We start from the raw sequence: 26,269 nt of genomic DNA, 5'->3' as shown, positions 1-26,269 counted from the left end.
GGTTGTATCACTCAGACTTTACAGGATATATTAGAGAGGTGTAATTTATGAAACGCTTTAAGAATGTAATTGTTCGTATTCCTGGAAGAGGAATTAGTGAAGGTATTACTTCTAATCCAGAACTTGGAAAACCTGTTTATGAAAGTGCATTAGTTCAACATGAACATTATGTTGAAGCTTTAACTAAATGTGGAGTCAAAATTAATGTGTTACCACCAAATGACGATTTTCCAGATTCATGTTTTATGGAAGATACTGCACTCTGTACGGATAAATGTGCTATAATTTCCAGACCAGGTGCGGATACTCGTCGAAATGAGACTCAACTAGAAGACTTCCGTAAACTGCTATCTAGTTTTTATTCAAATGTTCATGAAATTAAAGCTCCAGGAATGGTTGAACCTGGCGATATTATGATGGTTGGCGATACCTTCTATGTTGGGAAATCAGCCCGTACAAATGATGAAGGTTTTGCACAGATGAAAGAAATATTAGAGGGATATGGTAAAACGGTCATTCAAGTCCCGTTGGAAGAAGTATTGCATCTTAAGACAGGAGTCAATTATTTAGAGGATAATAATTTATTGGTTGCTGGTGAATTTGTTGATAATCCTTTATTTGAATCATTTAATAAGATAGTTGTTGATTCTGATGAAGCATATGCCGCAAACTGTATATGGGTTAATGGAACTGTTATTGTTCCAGCCGGATATCCTAAGGTTCAATCTGCCGTTGAACATTTAGGATATGATGTTCTTGTTGTCGATACCTCTGAATATCGTAAAATTGATGGTGGTTTGAGCTGTCTTTCATTACGTTTTTAATAAAACAATATATATGATGGGATAAAGATTTTCTTTTTCCCATCATATTTAAAAAAATAATTTAATTTTTATGGGGAGGATAGTTATATGACTGAGAAAAATACTGTCCAACAAAATGTTAGTCTACTCGGCTTAGTTGCTTTAACAGTTACTACGGTAATAGGTGCAGGGGTTTTTAATTTACCACGTGATTTAGCAAAATCTGTAGCTCCAGGCCCTGCTTTAATTGCACTAGTATTTGCAAGTATTGCCTTTGCTGTTTTCGTTTACTGTTTGAAATATCTACAAGATCACTATCCAGATTTAGACGCAGGAATTTTTAGTTTTCCAGAACAAGGATTTGGAAAGTTTATTGGATTTTTATCTTGTGTAGGATATTGGCTATCTATTGTTGTAGGTAATATTTCATTAGGAGTACTTTCGGTAAGTTCTCTTGGATATTTTATTCCAATGTTTCGTGGGGGAAATAATATCCCTTCTTTAATTCTGTTATCAGTTATTTTATGGGTCTTCTACTATATATGTGCGTCAGGAGCGAGAAACGCTTCATTAGTTAATACTGTTATTTGGTTTGCAAAAATGATTCCAATTGTAGTATTTATTATAGCTTTATTGATGGCATTTAAGGTAGATGTATTTAACTCTGGACTGTGGGAAAACGCTTTTGCTTCAAATGATTTACCTTCATCTATAAATGGTCAAATTGGAACAGCTATGAGTTCAACTATTTGGGTGTATGTTGGTATTGAAGGGGCATTAATCTATTCTGCACGTGCGAAATCGAAATCAGATGCATCAAAAGCAATTGTGATTTCTTATATTGTAATTGCAGTGACCTATCTCTTGCTGACCTTCTTAACCTTTGGAGTACTTTCACAAGTACAAGTTTCAAAAATGGAAGTACCTGCATTAGGTGGCATATTAGAGGCAGTCGTAGGCAAATGGGGAGCAATTCTAATGAACCTAGGTATTGCACTTTCAGCAATGGGATGTTGGTTCGGATGTTGTTTATTTGCTGGTGAAATTTTAGATGTTGCAGCGAAGCATGAAATTGTCCCTAAATTCTTTGGTGTTGAAAATACTGTTGGGCAACCAACAAATTCATTACTGGTATCCACAATTATTCAACAAGCATTTTTCATTACCATCATAATCAATGAATCAATTTATAATGTTATGGCTTTATTTGCTTCAAGTACAATGTTGGTTCCATATTTCACAGTTAGTTTGACTATGATTAAAAAATCAATCAAGTTTGATAACGGTTTTAAATTGAATGCTTTGCTTGGTTGTATTTCAACTATTGCAATGGGATATTTGATGTATTCAACAGGCTGGAAGTATATTATTATTACAGCACTTCTTTTCGCCCCTTGTATGATTGTTTACTATTTGGCTCGTAAAGAAAATAATAAGAAATTCCTCACTAATATCGAAAAAATTATTGCCCTAGTAATAGTAGCCTTGGCAATTGTCAGTCTAGTCCTGATTTTTAACGGTACAATTGATTTATCTACCATGTAAAAAATAAATAATAATAGATTTGAGGTGAACAACGTGGGTTATCCAAAGTTTGTTATTGATAAGAAAAAGTTAAAACATAATGCCAAAAATGTATTAGACATGTGTAATGATATTGGAATTGAGGTTGTTGGTGTAATAAAAGGAATTAACGGACTTGAAGAAATTATTAAGACATTAATAGATGCAGGTTTTAAAACGTTGGCTTCTTCGCGACTATCTCAATTGAAAAGAGTAAAAGAGATTAATCCAAATATTCTTACTTACGACTTACGTATACCAATGCTTAGTGAAGTTGATGAATTAGTTTCTTGTGCAGATATTAGCTTGAATTCTTCGTTAGAGATTTTAAAAGAATTAAACCGGTCTGCTTCAGAGCAAAATAAAATTCATAATGTGATTATTATGACTGAATGTGGTGATTTGCGTGAGGGAATTTTTGACGAAGAGGAATTGCTGAATACAACACGTACTGTTGAACAAGAATTAAAAAACTTACATTTATTAGGCGTTGGAACAAATCTAGGGTGTTATGGCTCAATTATGCCTACCCCAGAAAAAATGATGGAACTGATTTCAAAGGCTGAAAAAGTTAGTAAAGCAATTGGACGTAGGATTGAGGTTGTTTCTGGGGGTGCTTCAACTAGTTTACCTTTAGTTGCAAAGGGATCTATGCCAGAGGGTATCACGCAGCTAAGAGTTGGGGATGCGTTGTATATTAGTGATTTGGATGATTGCTTTGATTATAAGGTATTTCCTGCTGAAGATGAAGCGTTTACTCTACAGGCGGAAATTGTTGAATTGAAAAACAAACCAAGTCATCCAATTGGTACAATTGCAGTTGATGCATTTGGAAACAAGAAGGAATATGAAGACAAAGGTATTCGTCGCAGAGCTCTGATAGCGGTTGGAAGGCAAGATTTAGGAGATTGTTTACATCTTCGGCCATTAGACTCAAACATTGAAGTAATTGGTGGTAGTAGCGACCATACGATATTAGATATTACTGAAAGCGAACATTGTTACGAATTAGGAGATATTGTTAGTTTCCATGTAATGTATGAAAATCTATTGATGTTAAGCCAATCTGAGTATGTTGAAAAAGAATATATTTAGAAGAATATGATTGCTGGAGGAAGTAATATGATAAAATATGAGAATATTATTGTTAGAAAACCATGTAAAGCGATGCTTGAAGGAATTAGTACAGGAATGTTCAGTGACGATAAGCCTATATATGAAAAAGCAATTAGTCAGCACCAAGAATATGTTGATGCAATTGAAAGTTTAGGAGTAAAAGCACTGGTTCTTGAAGCTTTAGAGGAATACCCAGATTCATGTTTTGTTGAAGATCCAGCAGTAGTAATGAAAGAATGTGCAATTATTACTAATTCCCCAAGAGAATCGAGGAACGGTGAAAAATTTGAAATTGAACCTGCTATAAAGAAATTCTACGCTGACGAACAAATCTTTCACATTGAATCCCCAGGAACGATGGAAGGTGGAGATGTAATGCTTGTAGGAAAACATTTCTATGTAGGTTTATCTGATCGTACCAATAAAGAAGGTGCTAAACAATTTGGTGAAATAGTTTCTCAATTCGGTTACACTTCTTCCACAATACCAGTGACAGAAGGTTTGCATTTGAAAGATTTTGTGATTTATCTAGAAAATAACAATATGTTGGTTAGTGCAAAAATGAATGAAGTTCCCGAGTTCAGAGAATTTAATAGATTTGTAGTTCCTAAAGAGGAATTATATGCAATTAATAGTTTGTATATAAATGGCACAGTGTTAGTTCCTGATGGATACCCAAAAACATTAGAACATATAAAAAATCTAGGTTACCCTGTAAAAGTCGTTAATACAGACGAATTTAAGAAAATCGATGGTAGTTTAACCTGTTTATCTTTGCGTTTCTAATTTGTTTAGTTACCCTCAAGAATAAAAAGATTATTTTAAAATACTATTGAGAGTAATTTTCCATTACTTACAGCAAAAGAAACACTCTAATTCACATTCTGATATGATACCTCTTAAGTAGACATGGTAAATACCTAAAATCTACTTAAGAGGTCTTATTATGGATTCCATAATTCCTATGGTAGTTTTACCCGCTACAGAAATTATAGAGCCAATTTCTTAAACAACACAAAAACGCTCTAGACAATATGACTAGAGCGTTTTCTATATACCCGAACATTTAATTTATTTCACAAAAAATGTAGTCAAAAATGTAGTCATTCGGTTGATTTTTATTGCAATACATTGAAGTTTAAAAATTCAAGTATCGTATTAAATCAAGGTTTTTACGTATCTATTGAAACGTAATGACCTATTATTTAACTTCGGGTAAAATACTAATTACGTTTTGACGGAAAACTGAAAGAACAAATCATCATTTAAACTAAAGTTATAAATATCACTTGCGACTCCTATTAAAAATCAAATAAACTACAAAACATATACTCAAAGTAATTATCATTAATATTGTTTTATTATCAATAAAAATATCTAGAACTTGAATAACAGAGAATAAACTGATAATAAAAAGTATAATTTCCATTACTTTTTTCTTTTGAAACTCATTAAATTGATTTCGCTCCTTTAACAAATTGAATTCCTCTTGCTTAATTTTTTCTATGTATTCATCAGGCTTGAAGTAAGAACTTTTTTGTAAATGACTAAATAAATTAAAAACAGCTATATGATTAACTCGATACATATAAAGAGAAGATCTTTTATAATTGTGAATCCACTCGTTAAATTTAATCAACTGTCCCTCATTTGAAAGTTGGAATTTTTCCAGCCCATCCATAATAGTCTCATCAAGACACACTAACTGAAAGAATGGAGTGGCTGAAGATAAAAAGAAGCTCGCTTGTCTTAAAAAATTTACTTCAAATTTGTCAAAATCATCCTCACTCCATACTATATAATTTACGCCTTTATTTATATAATTAATACTATCTAAATTATAATAGTTGGTTAAATAATTTTTTGATTTAATTTCTGAAGATATATTGTTAACACTATAGGGAGCATTTATCATCCATGTATACAGTTTATTATTTTTGAAAAAGTCCATTTTATTCATCTGCTTCATATTTGTAACAAAATGTAAATAAAATATACTCTCAGTTAACTTCAATCCTCCGTTTATGGAGGAAAGTTCTTTTTTTATATACTTCAATATATCATCAATTTGATAATTAGAATTTAAAGTATATTCCCTTTTTTTATTTTTGAAATCTGGGAATATTTGCCATTTCATAACTGTAAAGGGATGAAAAAAGTCGATCATGTAGAAAGAAGATCTTAAATCTTCGAATAATTCAATGATTATTGATCCATTTTGAAAAATAGTTAGCGTAATAAAGAAAAAATGTAATTCCTCTTCCCTATCCACCTCAATTAAAGGAGCAAAAATAAATTTAACAAATTGATTAGATTTAGAACTAAAAAGACAATTTTGTTTTTTTTTCTAATTTTACAAAATATAAATCTAAATAGTAGTTAGTTTTCTCATCTATTTTGCTTTTTAAACGATTCAATTCTTTCGGAATCGTCCATGACTCGTATCTTTTTATAAAAAGGTCGTTTTCTTCCGTACCTATTAATTCCATAATTGTAGCAGGATGATTCTCAAATTTCTTAGTGATTATTTCTGTTAATTTGTTATTTTCTATTTTATATAAATCAGTACTAAGCATGTAAAAACAAGTTATTTTTACTTCTTCTATTTGTTTAGAAATCTCAGGGATTTTTTCAGAAAAGTTAATACAAGTTGTTTTTTTCATATTATCTACCCTTATTTTTTTATCATGTTAATTATATCAAAATTTAGTCTTATTTAATTTTAAACAGTTAAAGTTCGTTTATTTCAATATAACAAAAATAAAACTACTAAAAAAACAGCAATCATGCTGCTTTTTATCATCGTTTTCAAATATCAAAAAAAGTTCTTAAAAATCTATTAACATTTGTATATGGATTTATATCAAAGTTATTTACAATGGAAGCCATATGATCACTATTTGATAGAGCTTGTGCGTATGAACTAGAAATAACAGTTATTGTTTTTTTATCTGTTTTTATATATTCTTTAGATAAATGATGTTCTAACTGATCAATTAATTGTTTAGCATCTAAAGCTCTAGTCACCCTTTCATAATGTAACAATAGCCATAATTCAAAACATTTATTACAAAAAACTAGTTCATAATTGTTTTCTTCACAAAGACTTTTTAAGGTAGTAAGTTCTTCAGATGAAGTATTATCTTTATCGATAACTAATACAATTTTGACAGGAGACGTTTCAAAGTTATGCATTGTATAACACCTTTTTACATAATAAAATAAATCCAATCCCTGCTTATTTACTTGCTTAGCAGAATAGCTTATTCCACCTTTAATACCAACAATAGATCTTAGAGCATCAAAATAAATTTTTTCTGTTTCCCCTTCTGTATAAAGTTTTATTTGAGGTGGATTTTTCCTCTCCTGGCTTTTTCTTCTACCCATAGTATTAATCCCCTTTAATAATTTCCTTTAATTTCCCAACAAGAATTTCAGGGACAGCACCAAATAAACCTTTATTGTATCTTTTTACATAAGAATAATCTTGTCTATTTACTTCGGATTTAAAATCGTAAACAGAATATAGTTCTGTTGCTCCATCAGCACTTCTGTCTGTGAAATAAATCTGTTCTTTTTTGAAGCCAGCATCCATTAGCTCTAATTCATGACTCGTTAAAATTACTTGGTTCGAATTTTCATCTGAGTTAAATACATCAACAAGTGCTTTTGATAAACCTAGATGAAATGAATCGTCAAATTCATCTATAAAAATAGTACTATTGTTTAAAGTTAATAATATAGTTGATAACGCAATCATTTTTTTAGTACCATCAGACTCTTGACTAACTGATAAATCGAAAGTTTCTCCATCATGATCTCTATGTTTAATCTTTGTTTGAAACTCTGTGAAACCAGCTGAAGATTTAAATAGATGTTTTATCTCATCTGGCATTGTAACATTAGATTGAAGAACTTCGAAATCTACAATATTGAAATCGGCAGCTTGTAAAAAATTAATTAATTTATTCTTCCTTTTTTTATCTTTTTGTAACTTATAAAGATGATCGAAAACAGGCGGAACCTCTCGAGAGATAAAAATTAAATTATTTCTAAACCAACGAAACACATTTAAGCAGTGATGATCATTAAATGCCTTTCCAGTGATTAAAAATAAGCTATCCATTCGTGTTTTGTTCTTTAGCAATTCCAATTCTCTCGGTATAACCTCATAATTTCCTTTAATACGATGGAAATATGTCACAAACTTATTTCCATCTTCTATTTCAAGATGCTCCTCAATTATTTCATCAGAGCAATAGGAAACTGAATATTTATATATAGTTTCTTCTATTAAGATTGTTATCTCGAAATTAATACTATCAGGATTATTAGCGTAAGTTGGAAATGGATTTTTTAGTTTATCATCTTTTAAAACTAAATTTTGAAACGTTCTGAGAGATTTCATTAAATTACTTTTCCCTGAAGCATTTGGCCCAAAAATAATAGCACTCTTTAAAATTCTATGACCATTAAAAGATGCAAACTCATTATTTTTGCGAGTTTTCTTAACGGCTTCCATTGAGAAATATGCTTCATCTTTGTATGAGTAGCAATTATTAAATACAAACTCCAATAGCATAACTGACCTCCTTGAAAACGAAAATTCGTATTCTATATTATAGATTATACCATTTTTTTTACCTAAGTTCACGAAAATAGCTGTGTGAACGAAAACTATGTGCAAATACTAACATTTTAAAATTATTCTGAAAAAATCATTTTCCCCAATTATTAAGTCAGGTGCAACAAAGTCATACCTCTGATTAAGTGAGTATCTTTAAAGCTGTCTGAGCTAACTCAAACAGCTTTTTTGCGAACCGAACCCATGAATTCGTCTTGGCCTTTCATTGATAGCATTTGTATAATCCTCTAAAAGGATCTAATTTAATTCTTTTAGTAAACTTCCCTTTGGAATGAACTCTCTTAGCAGACCATTGAAATTCTCATTTGTACCTCGTTCATAAGATGAATAGGCATGAGCAAAATAAACATCTACTTTTCTTAAACAACACAAAAACGCTCTAGACAATATAACTAGAGCGTTTTCTATATATCCGAACATCTAATTTATTTCACAAAAAATGTAGTCAAAAATGTAGTCATTCGGTTGATTTTTATTGCAATACATTGAAATTTGAAAATTCAAGAATCGCTTTAAATCAAGGTTTTTTCGTTTCTACTGAAACGTAATGACCCACTATTTAACTTCTGTAAACACAACGTGTTTGCGAAGTTTTGGTGAGTATTTCTTCAATTGAAGACGGTCTGGAGTGTTACGTTTGTTTTTAGAAGTAAGGTACAAGCGTTCACCAGATTCTTTGTGTTCAAGTGTAATATTTACGCGCATGGTATCTCCCTTCTATTATTCAGCTGATGCAGCTTTAGCGATCTTACGTCCTTTGTAGTATCCTTTAAGTGATACACGGTGTGAACGTGAGTAATCTCCAGTTGCTTCGTCAAAGTTTACAGATGGAGCTGTTACTTTGTAGTGCGTACGACGTTTGTTTTTCTTCGCTTTTGATGTGCGACGTGCAGGTACTGCCATTTCGTTTTTCTCCTTTTAAGATATAAATTCAATTAGGTTTGATTTTCATCAACTGTAACAGTATAACAAAACTTTTTTGTAAAGTAAAGTTACTTGACAAAAAAATTGAAATTTTTGAAAGAAACTTTTCTGTTGTCTGTTTCTCCAAAGTCCATGCCTATCTTTATGGCCTCTTTTATGCTATAATGGTAAAAAATGTAACGAGAGGAATGACATGACAGAATTAGACAAACGCCATCGTAGTAGTGTCTACGATAGCATGGTGAAATCTCCCAACCGTGCCATGCTTCGCGCGACGGGAATGACCGATGAAAGTTTTGAGAAACCGATTGTTGGAGTGATTTCGACATGGGCGGAAAATACCCCTTGTAACATCCACCTTCACGATTTTGGAAAATTGGCTAAAGAAGGTGTGAAGGATGCAGGAGCTTGGCCGGTCCAATTCGGAACCATTACGGTTGCGGACGGGATTGCTATGGGGACTCCTGGTATGCGCTTCTCCCTAACATCTCGCGATATCATTGCGGATTCTATCGAAGCAGCTATGGGTGGTCACAACGTTGATGCTTTTGTAGCCATCGGGGGCTGTGATAAGAACATGCCTGGTTCGATGATTGCCATTGCCAATATGGATATCCCAGCGATCTTTGCTTATGGTGGGACTATTGCCCCAGGGAATCTTGATGGAAAAGATATCGACCTGGTTTCGGTTTTCGAAGGAATTGGGAAATGGAATCACGGTGATATGACGGCTGAAGAAGTGAAGCAACTGGAATGTAACGCCTGCCCTGGCCCTGGTGGCTGTGGTGGGATGTATACGGCCAACACCATGGCGACAGCGATCGAGGTCCTTGGGATGAGCTTGCCAGGTTCCTCTTCTCACCCTGCTGAATCAGCGGATAAGAAGGCCGATATCGAAGAAGCAGGTCGTGCTGTTGTCAAGATGCTGGAAATGGGACTCAAGCCATCTGACATCTTGACCCGTGAAGCCTTTGAAGATGCGATTACAGTGACCATGGCGCTGGGTGGCTCCACCAATGCGACCCTTCACTTGCTCGCGATCGCTCATGCGGCCAACGTTGATTTGACACTTGAAGACTTCAATGATTTCCAAGAGCGTGTGCCTCACTTGGCAGACTTGAAACCTTCTGGTCAATACGTCTTCCAAGATCTTTACAATGTCGGTGGTGTGCCAGCCGTCATGAAATACCTTCTTAAGAATGGTTTCCTTCATGGGGATCGCATCACATGTACTGGTAAAACAGTAGCTGAGAACTTGGAAGCCTTTGCTGATTTGACACCAGGTCAAAAAGTCATCATGCCACTTGAAAATCCAAAACGTGCGGATGGTCCATTGATCATCTTGAAAGGGAACTTGGCTCCAGAAGGGGCGGTTGCCAAAGTATCAGGTGTGAAAGTTCGTAACATCACTGGTCCTGCTAAGGTTTTTGACTCAGAAGAAGCTGCCATTGAAGCCGTTCTTTCGGATGAAATCGTGGATGGCGACGTTGTTGTTGTTCGTTTTGTAGGTCCTAAGGGTGGTCCTGGTATGCCGGAAATGCTGTCCTTGTCATCTATGATCGTTGGGAAAGGCCAAGGAGACAAGGTGGCCCTCTTGACAGACGGCCGCTTCTCAGGTGGGACTTATGGTCTCGTTGTCGGTCACATCGCGCCTGAAGCTCAGGTCGGTGGCCCAATCGCCTACCTCCACACAGGGGACATGGTAACAGTTGATCAAGATACCAAAGAAATCACCATGCACGTTTCAGACGAAGAGTTAGCGAAACGCAAGGCTGAAACAACCTTGCCACCACTGTATAGCCGTGGGGTTTTGGGTAAATACGCCCACATCGTTTCTTCAGCATCACGTGGTGCTGTAACCGACTTCTGGAATATGGAACAGTCTGGTAAACAGTAATTACAAGGACGACTTTGTCCAAAGAGAGAGTGGGACAGAAATCGGTAATTCGTTAGAATTCGATTTCGTCGTCCCACCTCCGCACAGTTGAGTAGGGCTGTAAAAGCTGATGAAATCAGTGTAGTAGAGCCCACTCAACCACTGCGTCTTGCTCGACAATCCAAAAACAATTGAGAGGCTAGGACTTTTGTCCCAGCCTCTTTTTGGGCTCAAAGTCGCTATTTTTAACCCTGTCGCTGAAGCGTATGAATATTACTTTTTGGGAGATTTGAGTGTATTATCTGTCATTTTTCTTGTAAATCCGTCTATAATTTGCTATAATTGTGACTAATCGAATCAATCCTTTAATACTGTCCAGAGAGGCAGGCAAGGAGCTATGGAAATGAAAGGCCTGGGAAGACCAGCCTATATTTTGTGTATCTCCTTGTTGTGGGGGATTTTTTTGTATAGTTGAAAAGTGGTTTGATAAAAAAGAAATCGTCGATGATGGAAGCAGGGAGTGCGTCCTTATGATTTGGTCATCGAAGGTAGACGTTTTTGTTCAGCCATAGCTTGCCGCATCTTAATTTTAGGAGGTTTTTACGATCGTGAATGACGTTAAATATGATGTGAATGATATGCCAAAACCAGGCTTGCTGGTTGGTTTATCTTTCCAGCATTTGTTTGCCATGTTTGGGGCGACAGTGCTGGTGCCGATTTTGGTTGGGATTGATCCTGCCATTGCTTTGTTCTCATCTGGTTTGGGGACCTTGGCTCACTTGACAGTGACCAAGTATAAGATTCCTGCTTACATGGGGTCTAGTTTTGCTTATATTGCAGCGATGCAAATGCTGATGAAGTCAGATGGGATCGCGGCAGTTGCCCAGGGTGCTATGGCGGGTGGTTTGGTCTACTTGTTTGTAGCTCTGATTGTTAAGCATGCGGGTAAAGATTGGATTAATAAGGTCCTTCCACCAATCGTGGTTGGTCCCATTATCATGGTAATTGGTTTGAGTCTTGCGGCGAATGCAGTCACTGATGCGACAACCTTAAATAAAAGCTATAGTGGTTATGCTCTATTGATTTCGATGGTGACCCTCTTTGCGGTTATCCTCTTTAACATGTATGGCAAGAAGATTGTCGGTGTCGTCCCAATTTTACTTGGATTAATTGTGGGCTATATTTTCTCATTGGCTCTTGGTTTGCTGACAGGACATAGTTTTGTCAATTTCTCAGAGGTAAGTGCGGCGCATTGGATTCAAGTCCCAAACTTTGACATTCCATTTGTGGATTATAGCTTTAAACTCTATCCAAGTGCGATTTTGACCATGGCTCCGATTGCCTTTGTGACCATGACGGAACATTTTGGGCACCTCATGGTTTTAAATAGTTTGACTGAGCGTGATTACTTTAAGGATCCAGGGCTTGACCATACGCTTACTGGTGATGGCTTGGCTCAGATTATTGCCGGATTCTTTGGAGCTCCTCCGGTAACTTCTTATGGGGAAAACATTGGGGTTATGGCCCTTAGTAAGGTCTACTCAGTTTACGTTATTTCAGGCGCAGCAGTGATTGCGGTTGTCATGAGCTTTATTGGGAAGCTATCAGCACTCTTGCACTCTATTCCAACTCCTGTATTGGGAGGGTTGTCTATTGCCCTCTTTGGGGTGATCGCTGCTAGCGGTTTGAAAATTTTAGTTGAACATAAGATTGATTTTGATAATAAAAAGAATCTCTTGATTGCTAGTGTGATCTTGGTATCAGGGATCGGTGGTTTGATGATTGACCTCGGTGGTCTTCAAATCACGGGTGTCGCAACGTCAACCATTCTTGGGATTGTGTTGTATCAAATTCTTCCAGAACCAAAAGCTGACGAGGCTTAGACCATTCTGGTAGTGAAAAAGTTTGAATGGATTCAAACATTATAAAAAACGAGGAACAGACTCTGGTGGTAGAGCTGGTGTTCCTCGTTTTTTATTGTGGATCGGATTTCCGAAGAGGCCTTCCTTCATTAGTTGACTGCGTTTCTTAAATGGTAATGATTGTTATCGTGGTGGAAGGCCAAGGGCAATGCGCCCGTATCGGCTGATTCGTGTAATTTTCCAAGCGGGTGACCAGGTCACTTCGACCTTGACATCTTCGATCCCCTCAATTTCTTTTAGGCGAGCGACGATTTCGATCGGAAGGCTCTCAGCACAGCTACAAGCCGTATCGGTGAAGGTCATAACCACCTTGCAAGTACCGGCTTCATCTAGATGGATCTCGTAGATCAGTCCTAGGTTATAGACATCTAACTCAACGTCGGTATCAAATACAAGCTCCAATTTTTCGATTAACGACTTCTCTAGTGCCAGGGCGCGGTCATTGATTTTGATATCCTCTCTCATCGCAAGATCCTTTCAGTGTAGTATGGCTTCCATTTTCTCATAATTCGGCTGATAAGGCAAGAAGAGAAAGACGATTTGAACATGTCGATCGAAGGAAATTCGATCCAGCCTCCATTTCTCTTCGAATTTGTGGTAAAATAGAGGCAAAAGTAAGACAAAGGATGAAGGCTATGAAATTACAAAAACCAAAAGGGACCCAGGATATCCTTCCTGGCGATTCAGCGAAATGGCAATATGTAGAAGGCTTTGCACGCAAGGTCTTTGCGCGATACAATTATGATGAAATCCGCACACCGATCTTCGAACATTATGAAGTCATCAGCCGTTCAGTAGGGGATACGACGGATATCGTTACCAAAGAAATGTATGACTTCTATGACAAGGGAGACCGTCATATCACGCTTCGTCCAGAAGGAACAGCTCCTGTTGTCCGCTCCTATGTAGAAAATAAACTCTTTGCGCCTGAGGTACAAAAACCAAGTAAGTTCTATTACATAGGCCCAATGTTCCGCTACGAACGTCCTCAAGCAGGTCGTTTGCGTCAATTCCACCAAATTGGGGTAGAATGCTTTGGATCGAGCAATCCTGCAACGGATGTCGAAACCATTGCCATGGCAGCACAATTCCTGAAAGAACTAGGAATTGACAATGTGACCTTGCACTTGAACACCTTGGGAAGCCCTGCTAGTCGTCAGGCTTATCGTCAAGCCTTGATTGATTACCTCTTGCCAATGAAGGATCAATTGTCTAAGGACAGCCAACGTCGCTTAGAAGAAAATCCGCTTCGTGTCTTGGATTCAAAAGAAAAAGAAGACAAGGCGGCGGTTGAACAGGCTCCTTCCATCCTAGACTATCTAGATGAAGAAAGCCAAGCGCATTTTGATGCGGTTCGTCGGATGTTAGAAGACTTAGGTGTAGCCTATGTCATCGATACCAATATGGTGCGTGGCTTAGATTACTACAACCACACGATTTTTGAGTTCATTACAGAAATTGAAGGCAATGAATTGACAGTTTGTGCGGGTGGTCGTTATGATGGGTTGGTTGAATACTTCGGTGGCCCTGCGACAGCTGGTTTTGGATTTGGTATCGGTGTGGAACGGATCCTTCTCGTTCTTGAAAAGAAAGGCATTGAATTACCGATCGAAACAGGCCTAGATGCCTATATCGCTGTCCTAGGAGATGAGGTCAATGAAGCAGCGCTTAGCTTGGTTCAAGCCCTTCGAATCCAAGGTTTCAAGGCAGAACGTGACTACCTTGGACGCAAGCTCAAGGCACAATTTAAGTCAGCAGATGTCTTTGCGGCCAAAGCCTTGATTACCTTAGGAAGTAGTGAAGTTGAGAGCGGTCAAGTTACTGTGAAAAATAACCAAACTCGTCAAGAAGTAACGGTAGCTCTTGAAAAATTGAAGAAAGACTTCCCATCTGTTTTAGCAGAGTTGGGATTGGCTTGATCAAGTCTTGCAGACACCTGAAAAAGAGATTCGCATGGGAGTAGGGGCAAAGTCGTTGCGCCTGCTCTCTTTTATCTAGCTTCTGTTTTCCGACCTTTGCCAAGATTTGGCGAAAAGCCGTTAAATTTTCTGACATTTATGATATAATGAGAAGACTACTAGTAAAGGAATGAAACAGTCATGACATTAGTTTATCAATCAACACGAGATGAAAAAAATACTGTAACAGCTAGTCAAGCTATCCTTCAAGGATTGGCGACAGATGGCGGTTTGTTTACTCCAGTCTCTTATCCTCAAGTAGAGCTGGATTTTGATACCCTCAAAGACGCTTCTTACCAAGAAGTGGCCAAGCTTGTTTTGTCAGCCTTTTTGGACGACTTTACGGCAGAAGAGTTGGACTACTGTATTTCTCATGCTTATGACAGCAAGTTTGATACTCCAGCTATTGCTCCTCTTGTCAAACTCGATGGGCAATACAATTTGGAGCTTTTCCACGGCTCCACCATTGCCTTTAAAGATATGGCTTTGTCGATCTTGCCTTATTTCATGACAACAGCAGCTAAAAAGCACGGTCTGGAAAATAAAATCGTCATCTTGACAGCGACATCAGGGGACACTGGTAAAGCTGCCATGGCAGGTTTTGCCGATGTTCCAGGAACAGAGATCATTGTCTTTTATCCAAAAGACGGGGTCAGCAAGGTACAAGAGTTGCAAATGACGACTCAGACTGGGGACAATACCCATGTCATCGCCATTGATGGAAACTTTGACGATGCCCAAACCAATGTGAAACATATGTTCAACGATGTTGAACTACGTGAAAAATTGGCAGCCAACAAGATGCAATTCTCATCAGCCAACTCCATGAACATTGGCCGTTTGGTTCCTCAGGTTGTCTATTACGTATACGCCTATGCGCAATTGGTGAAAACAGGTCAAATCACAGCTGGAGAAAAAGTCAACTTCACCGTCCCAACAGGAAACTTTGGAAATATCTTGGCAGCTTTCTATGCCAAACAAATCGGTCTTCCAGTTGGGAAATTGATCTGTGCCTCAAACGAGAACAATGTCTTGACAGACTTCTTTAAAACACGTGTCTATGATAAGAAACGCAGCTTCAAGGTGACCACTAGTCCATCGATGGATATCTTAGTCTCTTCAAACTTGGAACGCTTGATCTTCCACTTGGTAGGCAATGATGCCACAAAGACCAAAGAGTTGATGGAAAGCCTCGTTGCAACAGGTCAATACCAATTGTCCGACTTTGATGCAGATATCTTAGATTTGTTTGCGGCTGCATACGCAGATGAAGCAGAAACTGCTGCAGAGATCAAGCGGGTCTATGAAGCGTCTGATTACATCGAAGACCCTCATACAGCCGTAGCATCAGCCGTTTACCAAAAATACCGGACCCAAACAGGGGATGCTGCTAAAACAGTCATTGCCTCTACAGCAAGTCCTTATAAATTCCCAGTTGTAGCAGTAGAAGCGGTGACAGGCGAGACAGGTCTAGGCGATTTCGAAGCCTTGGCCAAATTACACACCCTCTCAGGTGTTCCTGTGCCACCGGCCGTAGATGGACTTGAAACTGCGCCGGTTCGCCATCGTACAAGCGTAGCTGCTAAAGACATGCAAGCAGCAGTAGAAGACTACTTGGGACTGTAATTCTCCCTATTAGAAAGATCAAAAGAGCCGTTTGGCTCTTTTCTATACGCATGAATTCATACAAAAAAATCTTAAACATTGCCCTCCCTGCCATGGGTGAAAATTTCTTACAAATGCTGATGGGTATGGTGGACTCTTATTTAGTGGCTCACCTGGGCTTGATTGCCATTTCAGGTGTTTCCGTCGCAGGGAATATCATCACCATCTATCAAGCCATCTTTTTGGCACTGGGTGCGGCAGTTGCCAGTGTTATGTCCAAAAGCTTGGGTGAAAAAAATCAAGCCAACATTGCCTACCATGCGACAGAGTCACTGAAGGTGACCTTGTTGTTGAGTGCTCTCTTAGGAGGGGCTTCGCTGTTATTTGGACGCCAGATGATTTCGCTGTTGGGGACTGAAGCTGCAGTCGCTGAAAGCGGGGGGATTTACCTTTCCTTGGTCGGCGGGACCATAGTTCTCTTAGGCTTGATGACGACCTTGGGCTCCTTGGTTCGGGTGGCCAACAATCCACGTCTTCCTATGTATGTGAGCCTGTTGACCAATGTTTTGAATGCTCTATTCTCCTCTGTGGCCATTTTCCTTTTTGGTTGGGGAATTGTCGGAGCAGCCTTGGGGACTGTGCTGGCCCGTCTGGTTGGGGTTGTCCTCTTGTGGCAAAAGGTCCGGCTACCCTTTGCCCCCCTTCGTTGGGGATTGGATCGTAAGCTCTTGAACTTAGCACTTCCAGCTGCCGGAGAGCGGCTGATGATGCGGGCTGGAGATGTGGTGATCATTGCGATCGTGGTTGCTTTTGGGACCGAGGCAGTCGCAGGAAATGCCATCGGAGAGACCCTGACCCAGTTCAACTACATGCCTGTGTTTGGAGTGGCCACAGCGACGGTCATGCTCGTAGCACGGAGCCTAGGCGAAGGGGATCTTGAGCAGATTGACCGCCTTCGAAAGCAGTCTTACTGCTTGTCCTTTGTGTTGATGTTGCCCATTGCTCTGAGTATCTTTTTTGGGGGCACCCTTCTGACCCATCTCTACACACAAGATACAAAAGCGGTAGAAGCTAGTCTATCGGTTGTCCTCTTTTCTTTGTTGGGAACGCCGTTTACAGCAGGAACGGTCATCTATACAGCTGTTTGGCAAGGCTTGGGAAATGGGAAACTTCCATTTTATGCAACGACGATTGGTATGTGGGTCATTCGAATTGGAGCCGGTTATCTGCTTGGAGTAACCCTTGGCTTTGGCCTTCCAGGGGTCTGGACGGGGACACTGCTCGACAATGGCTTTCGTTGGCTATTTTTGAGTCAGCTATATAGACGAAAAGTAGGAGAGAAGAAAAAATGACAAAACAAGCCTTTATTTGGGATTTGGATGGGACCTTGCTAGATTCCTATGATGCTATTCTGGCAGGTCTTGAGGAGACCTATGCAACTTATCAGCTTCCATTTGACCGAGCCAGCATTAAAGACTACATCTTGAAGCATTCGGTTCAAGATCTTTTAGTAGCCGTGGCGGAAGAGTATCATCTGGATGTGACGGACTTAAATCAGCGTCAAGCAGAAAGTCTAGCAGAGAAAAATGCCCAGGTCCTTCTGATGGATGGGGCGCGTGATGTCCTATCCTGGGGACAAGAAGCTGGAATTGAGCAGTTTGTCTATACCCATAAGGGAGAGAATGCCTTTGTCATCCTACGGGATTTGGGTTTGGAATCTTTTTTTACAGAGATTTTGACCAGTCAAAGTGGTTTTGCCCGCAAGCCTGACCCAGAAGCTGCCATGTATCTGATGGAGAAGTACGGCTTGGAGCCAGAAAATACCTACTATATTGGGGATCGGAGTCTGGATATTGACTTTGCAAGAAATAGCCAGATTCAGAGTATCAATTTCTTGACGTCTGACTATGAAGGTAATCATCAGATGGAAAGTTTATTAGATATTCCAGCTATTTTAAACGCTGAAAAGAATCTGTAAAGAATTTGTTTTCATTTTGAAATAAAGTCGTAAGCTTTCTTTAAGAAATGTCCGCTATAATAGAAGCATAAACAAAGACCTCCTAACTTTGTTTAGAAAAATCCTAAAACTTTTCTTTTTCATAATAATCTCCCTAAGAGTCGCCCAATCAGGCGGCTTTTTTTGTGCGCAAGAATAGTGTAAGCTCTTTTCCTTGCAAGAGGATATGAAATATTTTATAATTGATTAGTCAATTATTGATTTATCAAAAATAATACGGAGAAGGAATATGGCAGAAATAAATGATTTGCTCTACCAACTACGCTTGGCAGATCAATCAACTACGCAACTCTTTGAAAAGCGCCTAGGGATTAGCTTAACGCGTTATCAAATTTTGCAGGATTTATTAGAACAAGCGCCTTGCAATCAGATCGCGGTTCAGGAACGCTTGCAGATTGATCCAGCTGCTTTAACCCGGCATTTTAAAATATTGGAAAAGGAAGGGTTTGTCCATCGGAGTCGAAATCCAAAAAACCAGCGGGAAATCTTAATTCATTTGACGGATACGGCCTATAATCGTTTGGTCAAACATCCCCCTCGCCATCATGTGGCAGTGAAAGAACAGATGAGTCGGATTTTGACTGCTCAAGAACAAGAGCAATTTTCTTACCTGCTGGACAAATTAGTATCTGGCATTGAACAAATAACAGTTGAATAAAAAGGAGAATCTACGATGTCATTACTGACGATTATTTTAGCAAGTCTTGCTGCACTGGAGCATTTGTATATTTTTTATTTGGAGAGCATCAGAACCACATCTGATACCACAAGTCGGGTTTTCAACATGGATAAAGAAGAACTCGCTCGCCCATCTGTGACCTCTTTATTTAAGAATCAAGGGATATACAATGCCTTGATTGGTGCCTTCCTCTTGTATGGATTGTTTGTCTCTAAAAATAGTGAAGTTGTTACAATTTTTGTGCTTTTTATTATTGGAGCTGCGGCCTACGGTGCGATGACAGCCAATAAAAAGATTATCTTGACCCAAGGTGGTCCTGCAATTTTAGCTTTATTGAGTATTCTATTTTTGGGATAAAAAGGACGGGCCGCTCGGGCTCTTTGAGCTGATTTTATTAAATAAGTGTAGAAAAAAGTATAAAAAAAGACTAAAAATTTTATTGACTTTCTAAGAAAAAGGGTTATAATGGTAGCAACAGAAAAGTAATGAGTCAGCTATTTTCAGGGAGCTTGTGGGAATTGTGAACAAGCAATAGCGACTGATGAAAATTGGACTGTTATGATTAATGAATTCTAACCCATGTGAATTCGGTTGGCACCCCTTACCGTGCAACTCCTTGATAGAGGAGATAGAGATGTAGGGAAAGACCAGCTATTTTTCCCTATAAAAGAGGTGGCACCGCGGACACTACGCCCTCACACAGTTTTTGTGTGAGGGCTTTTCTATGTGCCTTAGCAAGCGAAGCGCGCTTAGGCACATTGATCCCAAAGCGCAAATAGAGCGTGGGATACCCTTGATCGCCTTAGCAAGAAAAGCATGGGCCAGCGGAATTCCTTAGAATAAAAGAGTTCTAAAAGAGAGGTTTCTGATATGAAAAAAGTTTTATCTGCTGATGTGTTGAGTCCAATTTTGGCTTATATGCGTTTGGATGCGCCCCATAAAATGATCTTGGAGTCAATCCCTCGTGAAAAAGAGAATGCGCGTTTTTCAATTGTAGCCTATCGGCCAGTCAGTGAAGTCAAGTTTGAACATGGCGTCCTCTATTACAATGATCAAATTGTTGAAGAGGATCCTTTGGACTTTTTGAATCGCATCACGATCAAAACGAAAACTTCAGAAGAACTTCCTTTTAACGGTGGGGCGATTGGATTTGTCGGCTATGACTTGATTGGCCTCTATGAGAACATTGGCTCCATTCCTGAAGATACGATCGGCACCCCAGATCTCCACTTTTTCTTATATGAGAGCTATGTGATTTTTGATCACAAAAAGGAAAAGGTCTATGTGGTGGAAGAGAACCTCTATAGTGGACGGAGTGAAGCAGAGCAAGCGTCGAGCTTGGAGCAAGTATTAGCACAGTTGGCAAGACCTGCAAAAGAAGAGTTTCAGGACAAGGATCTGTATGCACTTCATTTCCACAATCATTTGGAGCAAAAAGAGTTTGAGGAAATGGTGGCCCTAGCGCGGGACTATATTCGAAAAGGGGATATGTTCCAATGCGTGCTTAGTCAACGTTTTTCAGCTGATTTTTCAGGTAAACCATTGGATTATTACCGCAATTTGCGCGTGACCAACCCTTCGAATTATCTCTACTTTTATGATTTTGGGGAGTACCAAATTATCGGTGCTAGTCCAGAAAGTCTGGTGTCGGTCAAGGATCGAGTGGTGACGACCAATCCTATTGCCGGCACGCGTCCAAGAGGGATCGATGAAGAGAGTGATCGGCAATTGGCAGCTGATTTGGCAGGGGATCCAAAAGAAGTCGCAGAACACCGGATGTTGGTGGATCTAGGGCGAAACGATATTGGTCGTATCGCTCAAAATGGGTCGGTTGAAGTAACTAAATATATGGAAGTGGAGTTCTTCCGTTATGTGATGCACCTGACGAGTGTGGTCAAGGGTCAATTGCTTCCTGGACTAGCCTCTATTGAGGCTCTGAAGGCAACTCTTCCAGCTGGGACCGTTTCTGGTGCTCCCAAGATTCGAGCCATGAAGCGAATCTATGAGGCAGAAAAAGAGAAACGTGGCGTCTATGCGGGTGCTATTGGCTATCTCTCTGTGACGGGGGATCTCGATTTTGCTATTGCGATTCGAACCATGATCCTCAAAAATAAGAAGGCTTATGTGCAGGCCGGAGCAGGAATCGTTTATGATTCGATCGCTGAAAATGAATACCAAGAAACCGTCAATAAGGCAAAATCAATGACAAGGATTGGAGAAGAAGGATGATTTTATTAGTAGATAATTACGATTCATTTACCTACAATTTAGCACAGTATATCGGAAAATTTGATGAGGTCCAGGTGCTTCGAAATGATGATCCGGACTTGTACCAAGTTGCCCAAGAAGCAGATGCCTTGGTCTTTTCTCCAGGTCCAGGTTGGCCAAAGGATGCGGGCAAGATGGAGGAGATGATTCGAGATTTCGCGGGGATCAAACCAATCTTGGGGATTTGCTTGGGGCATCAAGCGATTGCGGAAGTTTTTGGAGGGCGCTTGGGATTGGCACCACAGGTCATGCATGGCAAACAAAGCCAGATCCAGCTAGAAGCTCCATCTCCGCTATACGCGGGTGTCGCAAAAGAAGTCCCAGTCATGCGCTATCATTCGCTGACGATTGAAGACATGCCAGAGGATTTTGTCATTACCTCTCGGACGACGGATGATCAAGCCATTATGGGAATTCAACACCGCAGCTTACCGATTTATGGTTTTCAATACCATCCAGAAAGTATCGGGACGCCAGATGGGCTCAAGACCATCGAAAATTTTGTCAAACTAGTCAAGGAGCGGAAGATGAAACAAGTGCTTGCAAAAGTGGCGGAAGGAATGGATCTAACCAGTGCAGAGTTAGAAGCTGCTATGGAGGAAGTCGTTGCTGGTCGTGCTTCAGAAGCCCAGGTGACGGCCCTTCTTCTAGGTCTCAAAATGAAGGGAGAAACGGTTGAAGAGCGGACGGCTATTGCAAAAGTGATGCAGGCCTATGCCGTCGCTATTCCGACTGAAGTTCAAGGAGCAATGGACAATTGTGGAACTGGGGGCGATCGTTCTTATAGTTTCAATATTTCAACAACAGCTGCCTTCGTCCTTGCTGGTGGTGGCATCAAGATGGCGAAACACGGAAATCGTTCGATCTCTTCTAAATCCGGTTCTGCGGATGTACTAGAAGCTCTAGGAATTAACCTTGATTTGGGTCCAGAAGACTTGGGACGAGTGTTTGAAAAGGCGGGAATTGTCTTCCTATTTGCCAAAAATCTGCATCCTGGCATGCGCTATATTATGCCCGCTCGCTTGGCGCTAGGGGTTCCAACGGTGATGAACTTAACCGGTCCTCTTATCAATCCGATTCCTCTAGAAACCCAGCTATTGGGAACCAGTCGTCCAGATATGCTGGAAAGTACGGCGGAGATTCTAAAGAATTTGGGAAGGAAACGCGCAGTGGTGGTGAGTGGTCCACAAGGTTTGGACGAGGCAGGCCTCGATGGGGAAACCCAGCTCGCTATTTTGGAAAATGGACAGGTTACCTTATCCAGCTTTCAACCAGAAGATATGGGAATGGAGCGTATCGAAATTAATCAAGTACGTGGTGGAGACGCTAAACGCAATGCGGAAATTTTGCTCAGTGTCTTGAAGAATGAAGCGAGTCCCTTCTTAGAGGTGACGGTCTTAAATGCTGGCCTTGGTTTTTATGCCAACGGTAAGGTAGATTCTATCAAGGAGGGGATTGCCTTGGCACGTGAAGTGATTGCCAGTGGGGCTGCCCTTGAGAAATTGAGATTATTACAGGAGTATCAAAAATGAGTCAAGAATTCTTACCAAAGATTCTAAAGGAAAAGGCGCGTGAAGTGGCTGTGATGAAAGAAGAGGAGCTCCAACCTTTGCGTGAGACCTACCGCTTGTATGATTACCTAAAGAGTCATCCAGAAAAGCTTCAGGTCATTGCTGAGGTGAAAAAGGCTAGCCCGAGTCTGGGAGATATTCATGTGGATGTGGATATCGTTGCGCAAGCTAAGACCTATGAAGAAAATGGGGCCGTGATGATTTCTGTCTTGACCGATCAAGTTTTTTTCAAGGGCAGTATCGAGTATCTCCGGGAAATATCCAGTCAGGTGCGTATTCCAACCCTCAACAAAGATTTTATTGTAGATGAAAAGCAAGTGATTCGGGCGCGAAATGCAGGGGCGACCGTTATCTTGTTGATTGTCGCAGCCTTATCAGAGGCTCGTCTGAAGGAGCTCTATGACTTTGCGACCCATCTTGGTCTGGAGGTCTTGGTGGAGACCCATAGTCTGACAGAACTAGAGGTAGCTCACCGGATTGGGGCTCAGATCATAGGGGTCAACAATCGCAACTTGGTGACCTTTGAGACAGATCTCAATACTAGCCTTGAAGTGGCGGCCAATTTTGAACAAGAACCGGTTTACATCTCGGAGTCTGCTATTTTCACAGCAGCAGATGCGCGCATGCTAGCTCCTTATTTTAATGGCATTCTCGTTGGGACAGCCCTCATGAAGGCAGACAATGTGGCTGAAAAAGTAAAGGAGTTGCAGATTGACAAAGGTTAAAATTTGCGGGCTGTCCACTCCGGAAGCCGTCCAGACAGCTGTGGAGGCCGGTGCGGACTACATTGGTTTTGTTTTTGCACCGAGCAAACGTCAAGTCACGCTAGAGCAAGCTAGGCAGTTGGCTATAGGGATTCCAAAGGGGGTTCAAAAAGTCGGAGTTTTTGTATCACCACAAAGAGAAGAAGTGGAGCAAGCTTGCCAAGTTGTGGGCTTGGACCTGATACAAGTGCATGGACCGATGGATGATGCCATCTTGCAAGAGTTTCCCCAACAAACGATTCGCGCTGTTCAAGTGGAGAAAGACAGAGCTCTTCCTGAGACCGGTGCGGATTATCTGCTCTTTGATGCTCCTGTAGCAGGCAGTGGAGAGACTTTTAACTGGCAAGAACTCGAAACCCAAAAGGTTACAAAGCCCTTCTTTATTGCAGGAGGCTTGACAGAAGACAATGTAGCAGAGGCCATTCGTTTCTTTCATCCTTATGCGGCGGATGTGTCCAGTGGGGTCGAGACAAATGGGAAAAAAGATCAAGAAAAGATAAAACGATTTATAGAAAGGGTCAAACATGGCATATAAACAACCAGATCAAAACGGATTTTACGGGCGGTTCGGAGGACGATTTGTCCCTGAAACCTTGATGACAGCAGTTTTAGAATTAGAAGAAGCCTACAGAGAAAGTCAAGCAGATCCTTCTTTTCAAGCAGAATTGGATCAGCTTCTGAAACAATATGTCGGTCGGGAAACACCGCTCTATTACGCTAAGAATCTAACCAAGTATGTCGGCGGAGCCAAGATTTTTCTAAAAAGAGAAGATCTCAACCACACAGGGGCTCATAAAATTAATAATGCCCTAGGACAGGTTTTGTTGGCACACCGGATGGGCAAAAAGAAGATCATCGCAGAAACAGGGGCCGGACAGCACGGTGTTGCAACGGCAACAGCCGCTGCTTTATTTGATATGGAATGTACCATCTACATGGGGGAAGAAGATGTCAGACGCCAAGCCCTCAATGTCTTTCGGATGGAATTGTTGGGCGCCAAGGTTCAATCAGTAACAGATGGGTCACGTGTCCTCAAGGATGCGGTCAATGCAGCCCTGAGAGCCTGGGTAGCAAACGTAGAGGATACCCACTATATCATGGGCTCTGCTCTAGGCCCCCATCCCTTCCCAGAAATTGTCCGTGATTTTCAAAGTGTTATCGGTCGGGAAGCCAAGCGCCAATTTGCAGAGCAAAATGACGGTGCTCTACCAGATGCGGTCCTCGCCTGTGTAGGAGGCGGATCGAACGCCATTGGTCTCTTTTATCCTTTTGTGGAGGATCCATCTGTTGCCATGTATGGGGCGGAAGCAGCTGGACTTGGGGTAGATACAGACCGGCATGCAGCAACCTTGACCAAGGGGCGCCCGGGAGTCCTTCACGGAGCCTTGATGGATGTTTTACAGGATGCGCATGGACAGATTTTAGAGGCCTTCTCCATTTCAGCAGGTCTCGATTATCCAGGAATTGGACCAGAGCATTCTTATTTCCATGACATCAAGCGGGCAACCTATGTACCTGTGACAGACCAAGAAGCGCTGGAAGCTTTTCAATTGCTCTCAAAAGTAGAAGGAATCATTCCAGCTCTGGAATCGAGCCATGCTATCGCCTATGCGGTGAAGTTGGCTAAGGAGATGGGGCCTGAAAAATCTATGATCGTTTGCTTGTCAGGTCGTGGGGACAAAGATGTGGTACAAGTCAAAGACCGCCTAGAAGAAGAGAAAGGAGAGTAAGATGAGAAAGACCTTAACAGAGCATTTACAAGAGCTGAAAGACCAGCAGCAAGGGATCTTTGTTCCTTATATCATGGCAGGAGACCATGAAAAAGGTTTAGCAGGTTTGCAGGAAACCATCCACTTTTTGGAGGAGCTTGGTGTCTCAGCTATTGAAGTTGGCATTCCTTTTTCAGATCCGGTGGCAGATGGTCCTGTGATTGAAGAGGCAGGACTACGAAGTTTAGCCCATGGGACGACGACAGAGGAACTGGTGCAAACGATCCAGCGCTTGAAGACTACTGTTCCTTTGGTCATCATGACCTATTTCAACCCCTTGTTCCAATATGGGCTTGAAAACTTCTTTAGAGATGTAGAAGGAACAGCGGTCAAGGGAGTGATTATTCCGGATCTTCCTCATGAGCATGCAGATCTGGTAGAGCCTCTCTTAGTGGATAAAGACATCGCTTTGGTGCCGCTAGTGAGCTTAACCACAGGAATCGAGCGCCAGAAGAAATTAATCCATGATGCAGAAGGATTTATCTATGCCGTTGCTGTCAATGGGGTGACGGGGAAAGCTGGTAGCTATCGAGATGATTTGGATCACCACTTGGCCCAATTACACGAAATAGCGTACATTCCTGTTTTAACAGGTTTTGGAGTTTCCAGCATGGAGGATGTTCACCGTTTCAACAAGGTCTCAGATGGGGTTATTGTGGGGTCCAAAATTGTTAAGGCTCTCCACCAAGGGGAGACAGACGCCATCGCTCGTTTTATTTCTCAAGCAGTGAAGGGCTAGAAGCTTCATTTCATTCATCATCAGCTTGATTCTCCTAGATCAAGCTCTTT

General features: G+C 40.5%; 25 protein-coding genes and 2 pseudogenes. 19 read left to right on the top strand and 8 right to left on the bottom strand.

The window, feature by feature from the left end:
* Nucleotides 1-47 precede the first annotated feature (47 nt).
* From ABVF55_RS00770 to ABVF55_RS00755, 4 genes are all read left to right on the top strand, one after another.
* Complete coding sequence (locus ABVF55_RS00770; protein ID WP_150905024.1) at nt 48-824, top strand: dimethylarginine dimethylaminohydrolase family protein; 777 nt, start codon at nt 48-50, stop codon at nt 822-824.
* 87 nt (nt 825-911) lie between these two features.
* Entirely contained in the window at nt 912-2,348 is a 1,437-nt protein-coding gene (locus ABVF55_RS00765; RefSeq protein ID WP_201037256.1) for an amino acid permease, read from the top strand.
* A gap of 33 nt (nt 2,349-2,381) precedes the next feature.
* Entirely contained in the window at nt 2,382-3,461 is a 1,080-nt protein-coding gene (locus ABVF55_RS00760) for an alanine/ornithine racemase family PLP-dependent enzyme (protein ID WP_445285376.1), read from the top strand.
* Nucleotides 3,462-3,488: 27 nt separating this feature from the next.
* A complete protein-coding gene (locus tag ABVF55_RS00755) occupies nt 3,489-4,268 on the top strand; it encodes a dimethylarginine dimethylaminohydrolase family protein (RefSeq protein WP_315376080.1) in 780 nt (259 codons plus the stop codon).
* Nucleotides 4,269-4,767: 499 nt separating this feature from the next.
* Here ABVF55_RS00755 and ABVF55_RS00750 read toward each other — a convergent pair whose 3' ends face one another.
* The 7 genes and pseudogenes from ABVF55_RS00750 to rpmF all read right to left on the bottom strand — a co-directional run bounded on the left by ABVF55_RS00750 (nt 4,768) and on the right by rpmF (nt 9,030).
* Nucleotides 4,768-5,649, bottom strand: a complete 882-nt coding sequence (locus tag ABVF55_RS00750; RefSeq protein ID WP_445285375.1) for a hypothetical protein — start codon at nt 5,647-5,649, stop codon at nt 4,768-4,770.
* A 154-nt stretch (nt 5,650-5,803) separates the two neighbouring features.
* Nucleotides 5,804-6,145: a hypothetical protein gene (locus tag ABVF55_RS00745; RefSeq protein WP_445285374.1), complete on the bottom strand. Its 342-nt coding sequence runs from the start codon at nt 6,143-6,145 to the stop codon at nt 5,804-5,806.
* A 145-nt stretch (nt 6,146-6,290) separates the two neighbouring features.
* The gene (locus tag ABVF55_RS00740) at nt 6,291-6,869 is read right to left on the bottom strand and encodes an RloB family protein (RefSeq protein ID WP_445285373.1); all 579 of its coding nucleotides are present in this window, start codon (nt 6,867-6,869) and stop codon (nt 6,291-6,293) included.
* Nucleotides 6,870-6,873: 4 nt separating this feature from the next.
* Nucleotides 6,874-8,064, bottom strand: a complete 1,191-nt coding sequence (locus tag ABVF55_RS00735; protein WP_445285372.1) for an AAA family ATPase — start codon at nt 8,062-8,064, stop codon at nt 6,874-6,876.
* A gap of 184 nt (nt 8,065-8,248) precedes the next feature.
* Nucleotides 8,249-8,481: pseudogene (locus ABVF55_RS00730) on the bottom strand (IS30 family transposase); the annotation flags it as partial.
* A gap of 201 nt (nt 8,482-8,682) precedes the next feature.
* Nucleotides 8,683-8,832: a 50S ribosomal protein L33 gene (gene rpmG / locus ABVF55_RS00725; RefSeq protein ID WP_001265622.1), complete on the bottom strand. Its 150-nt coding sequence runs from the start codon at nt 8,830-8,832 to the stop codon at nt 8,683-8,685.
* Nucleotides 8,833-8,847: 15 nt separating this feature from the next.
* The gene (gene rpmF / locus ABVF55_RS00720) at nt 8,848-9,030 is read right to left on the bottom strand and encodes a 50S ribosomal protein L32 (RefSeq protein ID WP_003009516.1); all 183 of its coding nucleotides are present in this window, start codon (nt 9,028-9,030) and stop codon (nt 8,848-8,850) included.
* Between the two features lie 214 nt (nt 9,031-9,244).
* Between rpmF and ilvD the strand changes: the two genes are divergently transcribed.
* Both ilvD and ABVF55_RS00710 read left to right on the top strand, forming a co-directional pair.
* Complete coding sequence (ilvD, locus tag ABVF55_RS00715; protein ID WP_049475256.1) at nt 9,245-10,948, top strand: dihydroxy-acid dehydratase; 1,704 nt, start codon at nt 9,245-9,247, stop codon at nt 10,946-10,948.
* Between the two features lie 587 nt (nt 10,949-11,535).
* Nucleotides 11,536-12,810 carry a uracil-xanthine permease family protein gene (locus ABVF55_RS00710; protein ID WP_070586605.1) on the top strand — a complete coding sequence of 425 codons (1,275 nt, stop codon included), beginning with the start codon at nt 11,536-11,538 and terminating at the stop codon, nt 12,808-12,810.
* 162 nt (nt 12,811-12,972) lie between these two features.
* Here the strand turns inward: ABVF55_RS00710 and ABVF55_RS00705 are convergent, their stop codons facing one another.
* Entirely contained in the window at nt 12,973-13,314 is a 342-nt protein-coding gene (locus ABVF55_RS00705) for a metal-sulfur cluster assembly factor (RefSeq protein ID WP_013904437.1), read from the bottom strand.
* 170 nt (nt 13,315-13,484) lie between these two features.
* Between ABVF55_RS00705 and hisS the strand changes: the two genes are divergently transcribed.
* From hisS to trpA, 13 genes and pseudogenes are all read left to right on the top strand, one after another.
* A complete protein-coding gene (gene hisS, locus ABVF55_RS00700) occupies nt 13,485-14,768 on the top strand; it encodes a histidine--tRNA ligase (RefSeq protein ID WP_201087958.1) in 1,284 nt (427 codons plus the stop codon).
* Between the two features lie 180 nt (nt 14,769-14,948).
* Nucleotides 14,949-16,433, top strand: coding sequence for a threonine synthase (thrC, locus tag ABVF55_RS00695; protein WP_195424312.1), 1,485 nt, complete (start codon nt 14,949-14,951; stop codon nt 16,431-16,433).
* Nucleotides 16,434-16,483: 50 nt separating this feature from the next.
* A complete protein-coding gene (locus tag ABVF55_RS00690) occupies nt 16,484-17,764 on the top strand; it encodes an MATE family efflux transporter (protein WP_070464639.1) in 1,281 nt (426 codons plus the stop codon).
* Nucleotides 17,761-18,390 carry an HAD-IA family hydrolase gene (locus ABVF55_RS00685; protein ID WP_445285371.1) on the top strand — a complete coding sequence of 210 codons (630 nt, stop codon included), beginning with the start codon at nt 17,761-17,763 and terminating at the stop codon, nt 18,388-18,390. The genes ABVF55_RS00690 and ABVF55_RS00685 overlap by 4 nt, the downstream gene beginning before the upstream one ends.
* 268 nt (nt 18,391-18,658) lie before the next feature.
* Nucleotides 18,659-19,087: a MarR family winged helix-turn-helix transcriptional regulator gene (locus ABVF55_RS00680; RefSeq protein WP_003009542.1), complete on the top strand. Its 429-nt coding sequence runs from the start codon at nt 18,659-18,661 to the stop codon at nt 19,085-19,087.
* A gap of 15 nt (nt 19,088-19,102) precedes the next feature.
* On the top strand, nt 19,103-19,465 hold the full coding sequence (locus ABVF55_RS00675) for a DUF1304 domain-containing protein (RefSeq protein WP_070594340.1): 363 nt from the start codon (nt 19,103-19,105) through the stop codon (nt 19,463-19,465).
* 513 nt (nt 19,466-19,978) lie between these two features.
* Nucleotides 19,979-21,337, top strand: coding sequence for an anthranilate synthase component I (gene trpE / locus ABVF55_RS00670; RefSeq protein WP_445285370.1), 1,359 nt, complete (start codon nt 19,979-19,981; stop codon nt 21,335-21,337).
* Nucleotides 21,334-21,894: pseudogene (locus ABVF55_RS00665) on the top strand (aminodeoxychorismate/anthranilate synthase component II); the annotation flags it as partial. The gene trpE and the pseudogene ABVF55_RS00665, both read left to right, overlap by 4 nt.
* A 9-nt stretch (nt 21,895-21,903) precedes the next feature.
* Nucleotides 21,904-22,908 carry an anthranilate phosphoribosyltransferase gene (gene trpD, locus ABVF55_RS00660; protein WP_445285638.1) on the top strand — a complete coding sequence of 335 codons (1,005 nt, stop codon included), beginning with the start codon at nt 21,904-21,906 and terminating at the stop codon, nt 22,906-22,908.
* Nucleotides 22,905-23,672, top strand: a complete 768-nt coding sequence (gene trpC, locus ABVF55_RS00655; protein WP_445285369.1) for an indole-3-glycerol phosphate synthase TrpC — start codon at nt 22,905-22,907, stop codon at nt 23,670-23,672. Before trpD ends, trpC begins: the two co-directional genes overlap by 4 nt.
* A complete protein-coding gene (locus ABVF55_RS00650) occupies nt 23,659-24,246 on the top strand; it encodes a phosphoribosylanthranilate isomerase (RefSeq protein WP_445285368.1) in 588 nt (195 codons plus the stop codon). The genes trpC and ABVF55_RS00650 overlap by 14 nt, the downstream gene beginning before the upstream one ends.
* A complete protein-coding gene (gene trpB, locus ABVF55_RS00645) occupies nt 24,236-25,441 on the top strand; it encodes a tryptophan synthase subunit beta (RefSeq protein ID WP_445285367.1) in 1,206 nt (401 codons plus the stop codon). The genes ABVF55_RS00650 and trpB overlap by 11 nt, the downstream gene beginning before the upstream one ends.
* 1 nt (nt 25,442) lies before the next feature.
* Nucleotides 25,443-26,219, top strand: a complete 777-nt coding sequence (gene trpA / locus ABVF55_RS00640) for a tryptophan synthase subunit alpha (protein WP_445285366.1) — start codon at nt 25,443-25,445, stop codon at nt 26,217-26,219.
* Nucleotides 26,220-26,269 lie beyond the last annotated feature (50 nt).

This window comes from Streptococcus sp. KHUD_012 (genome assembly GCF_052588255.1).
The sequence above is the reverse complement of the archived record's forward strand: the minus strand, read 5'-3'. Positions and strand labels throughout refer to the sequence as shown.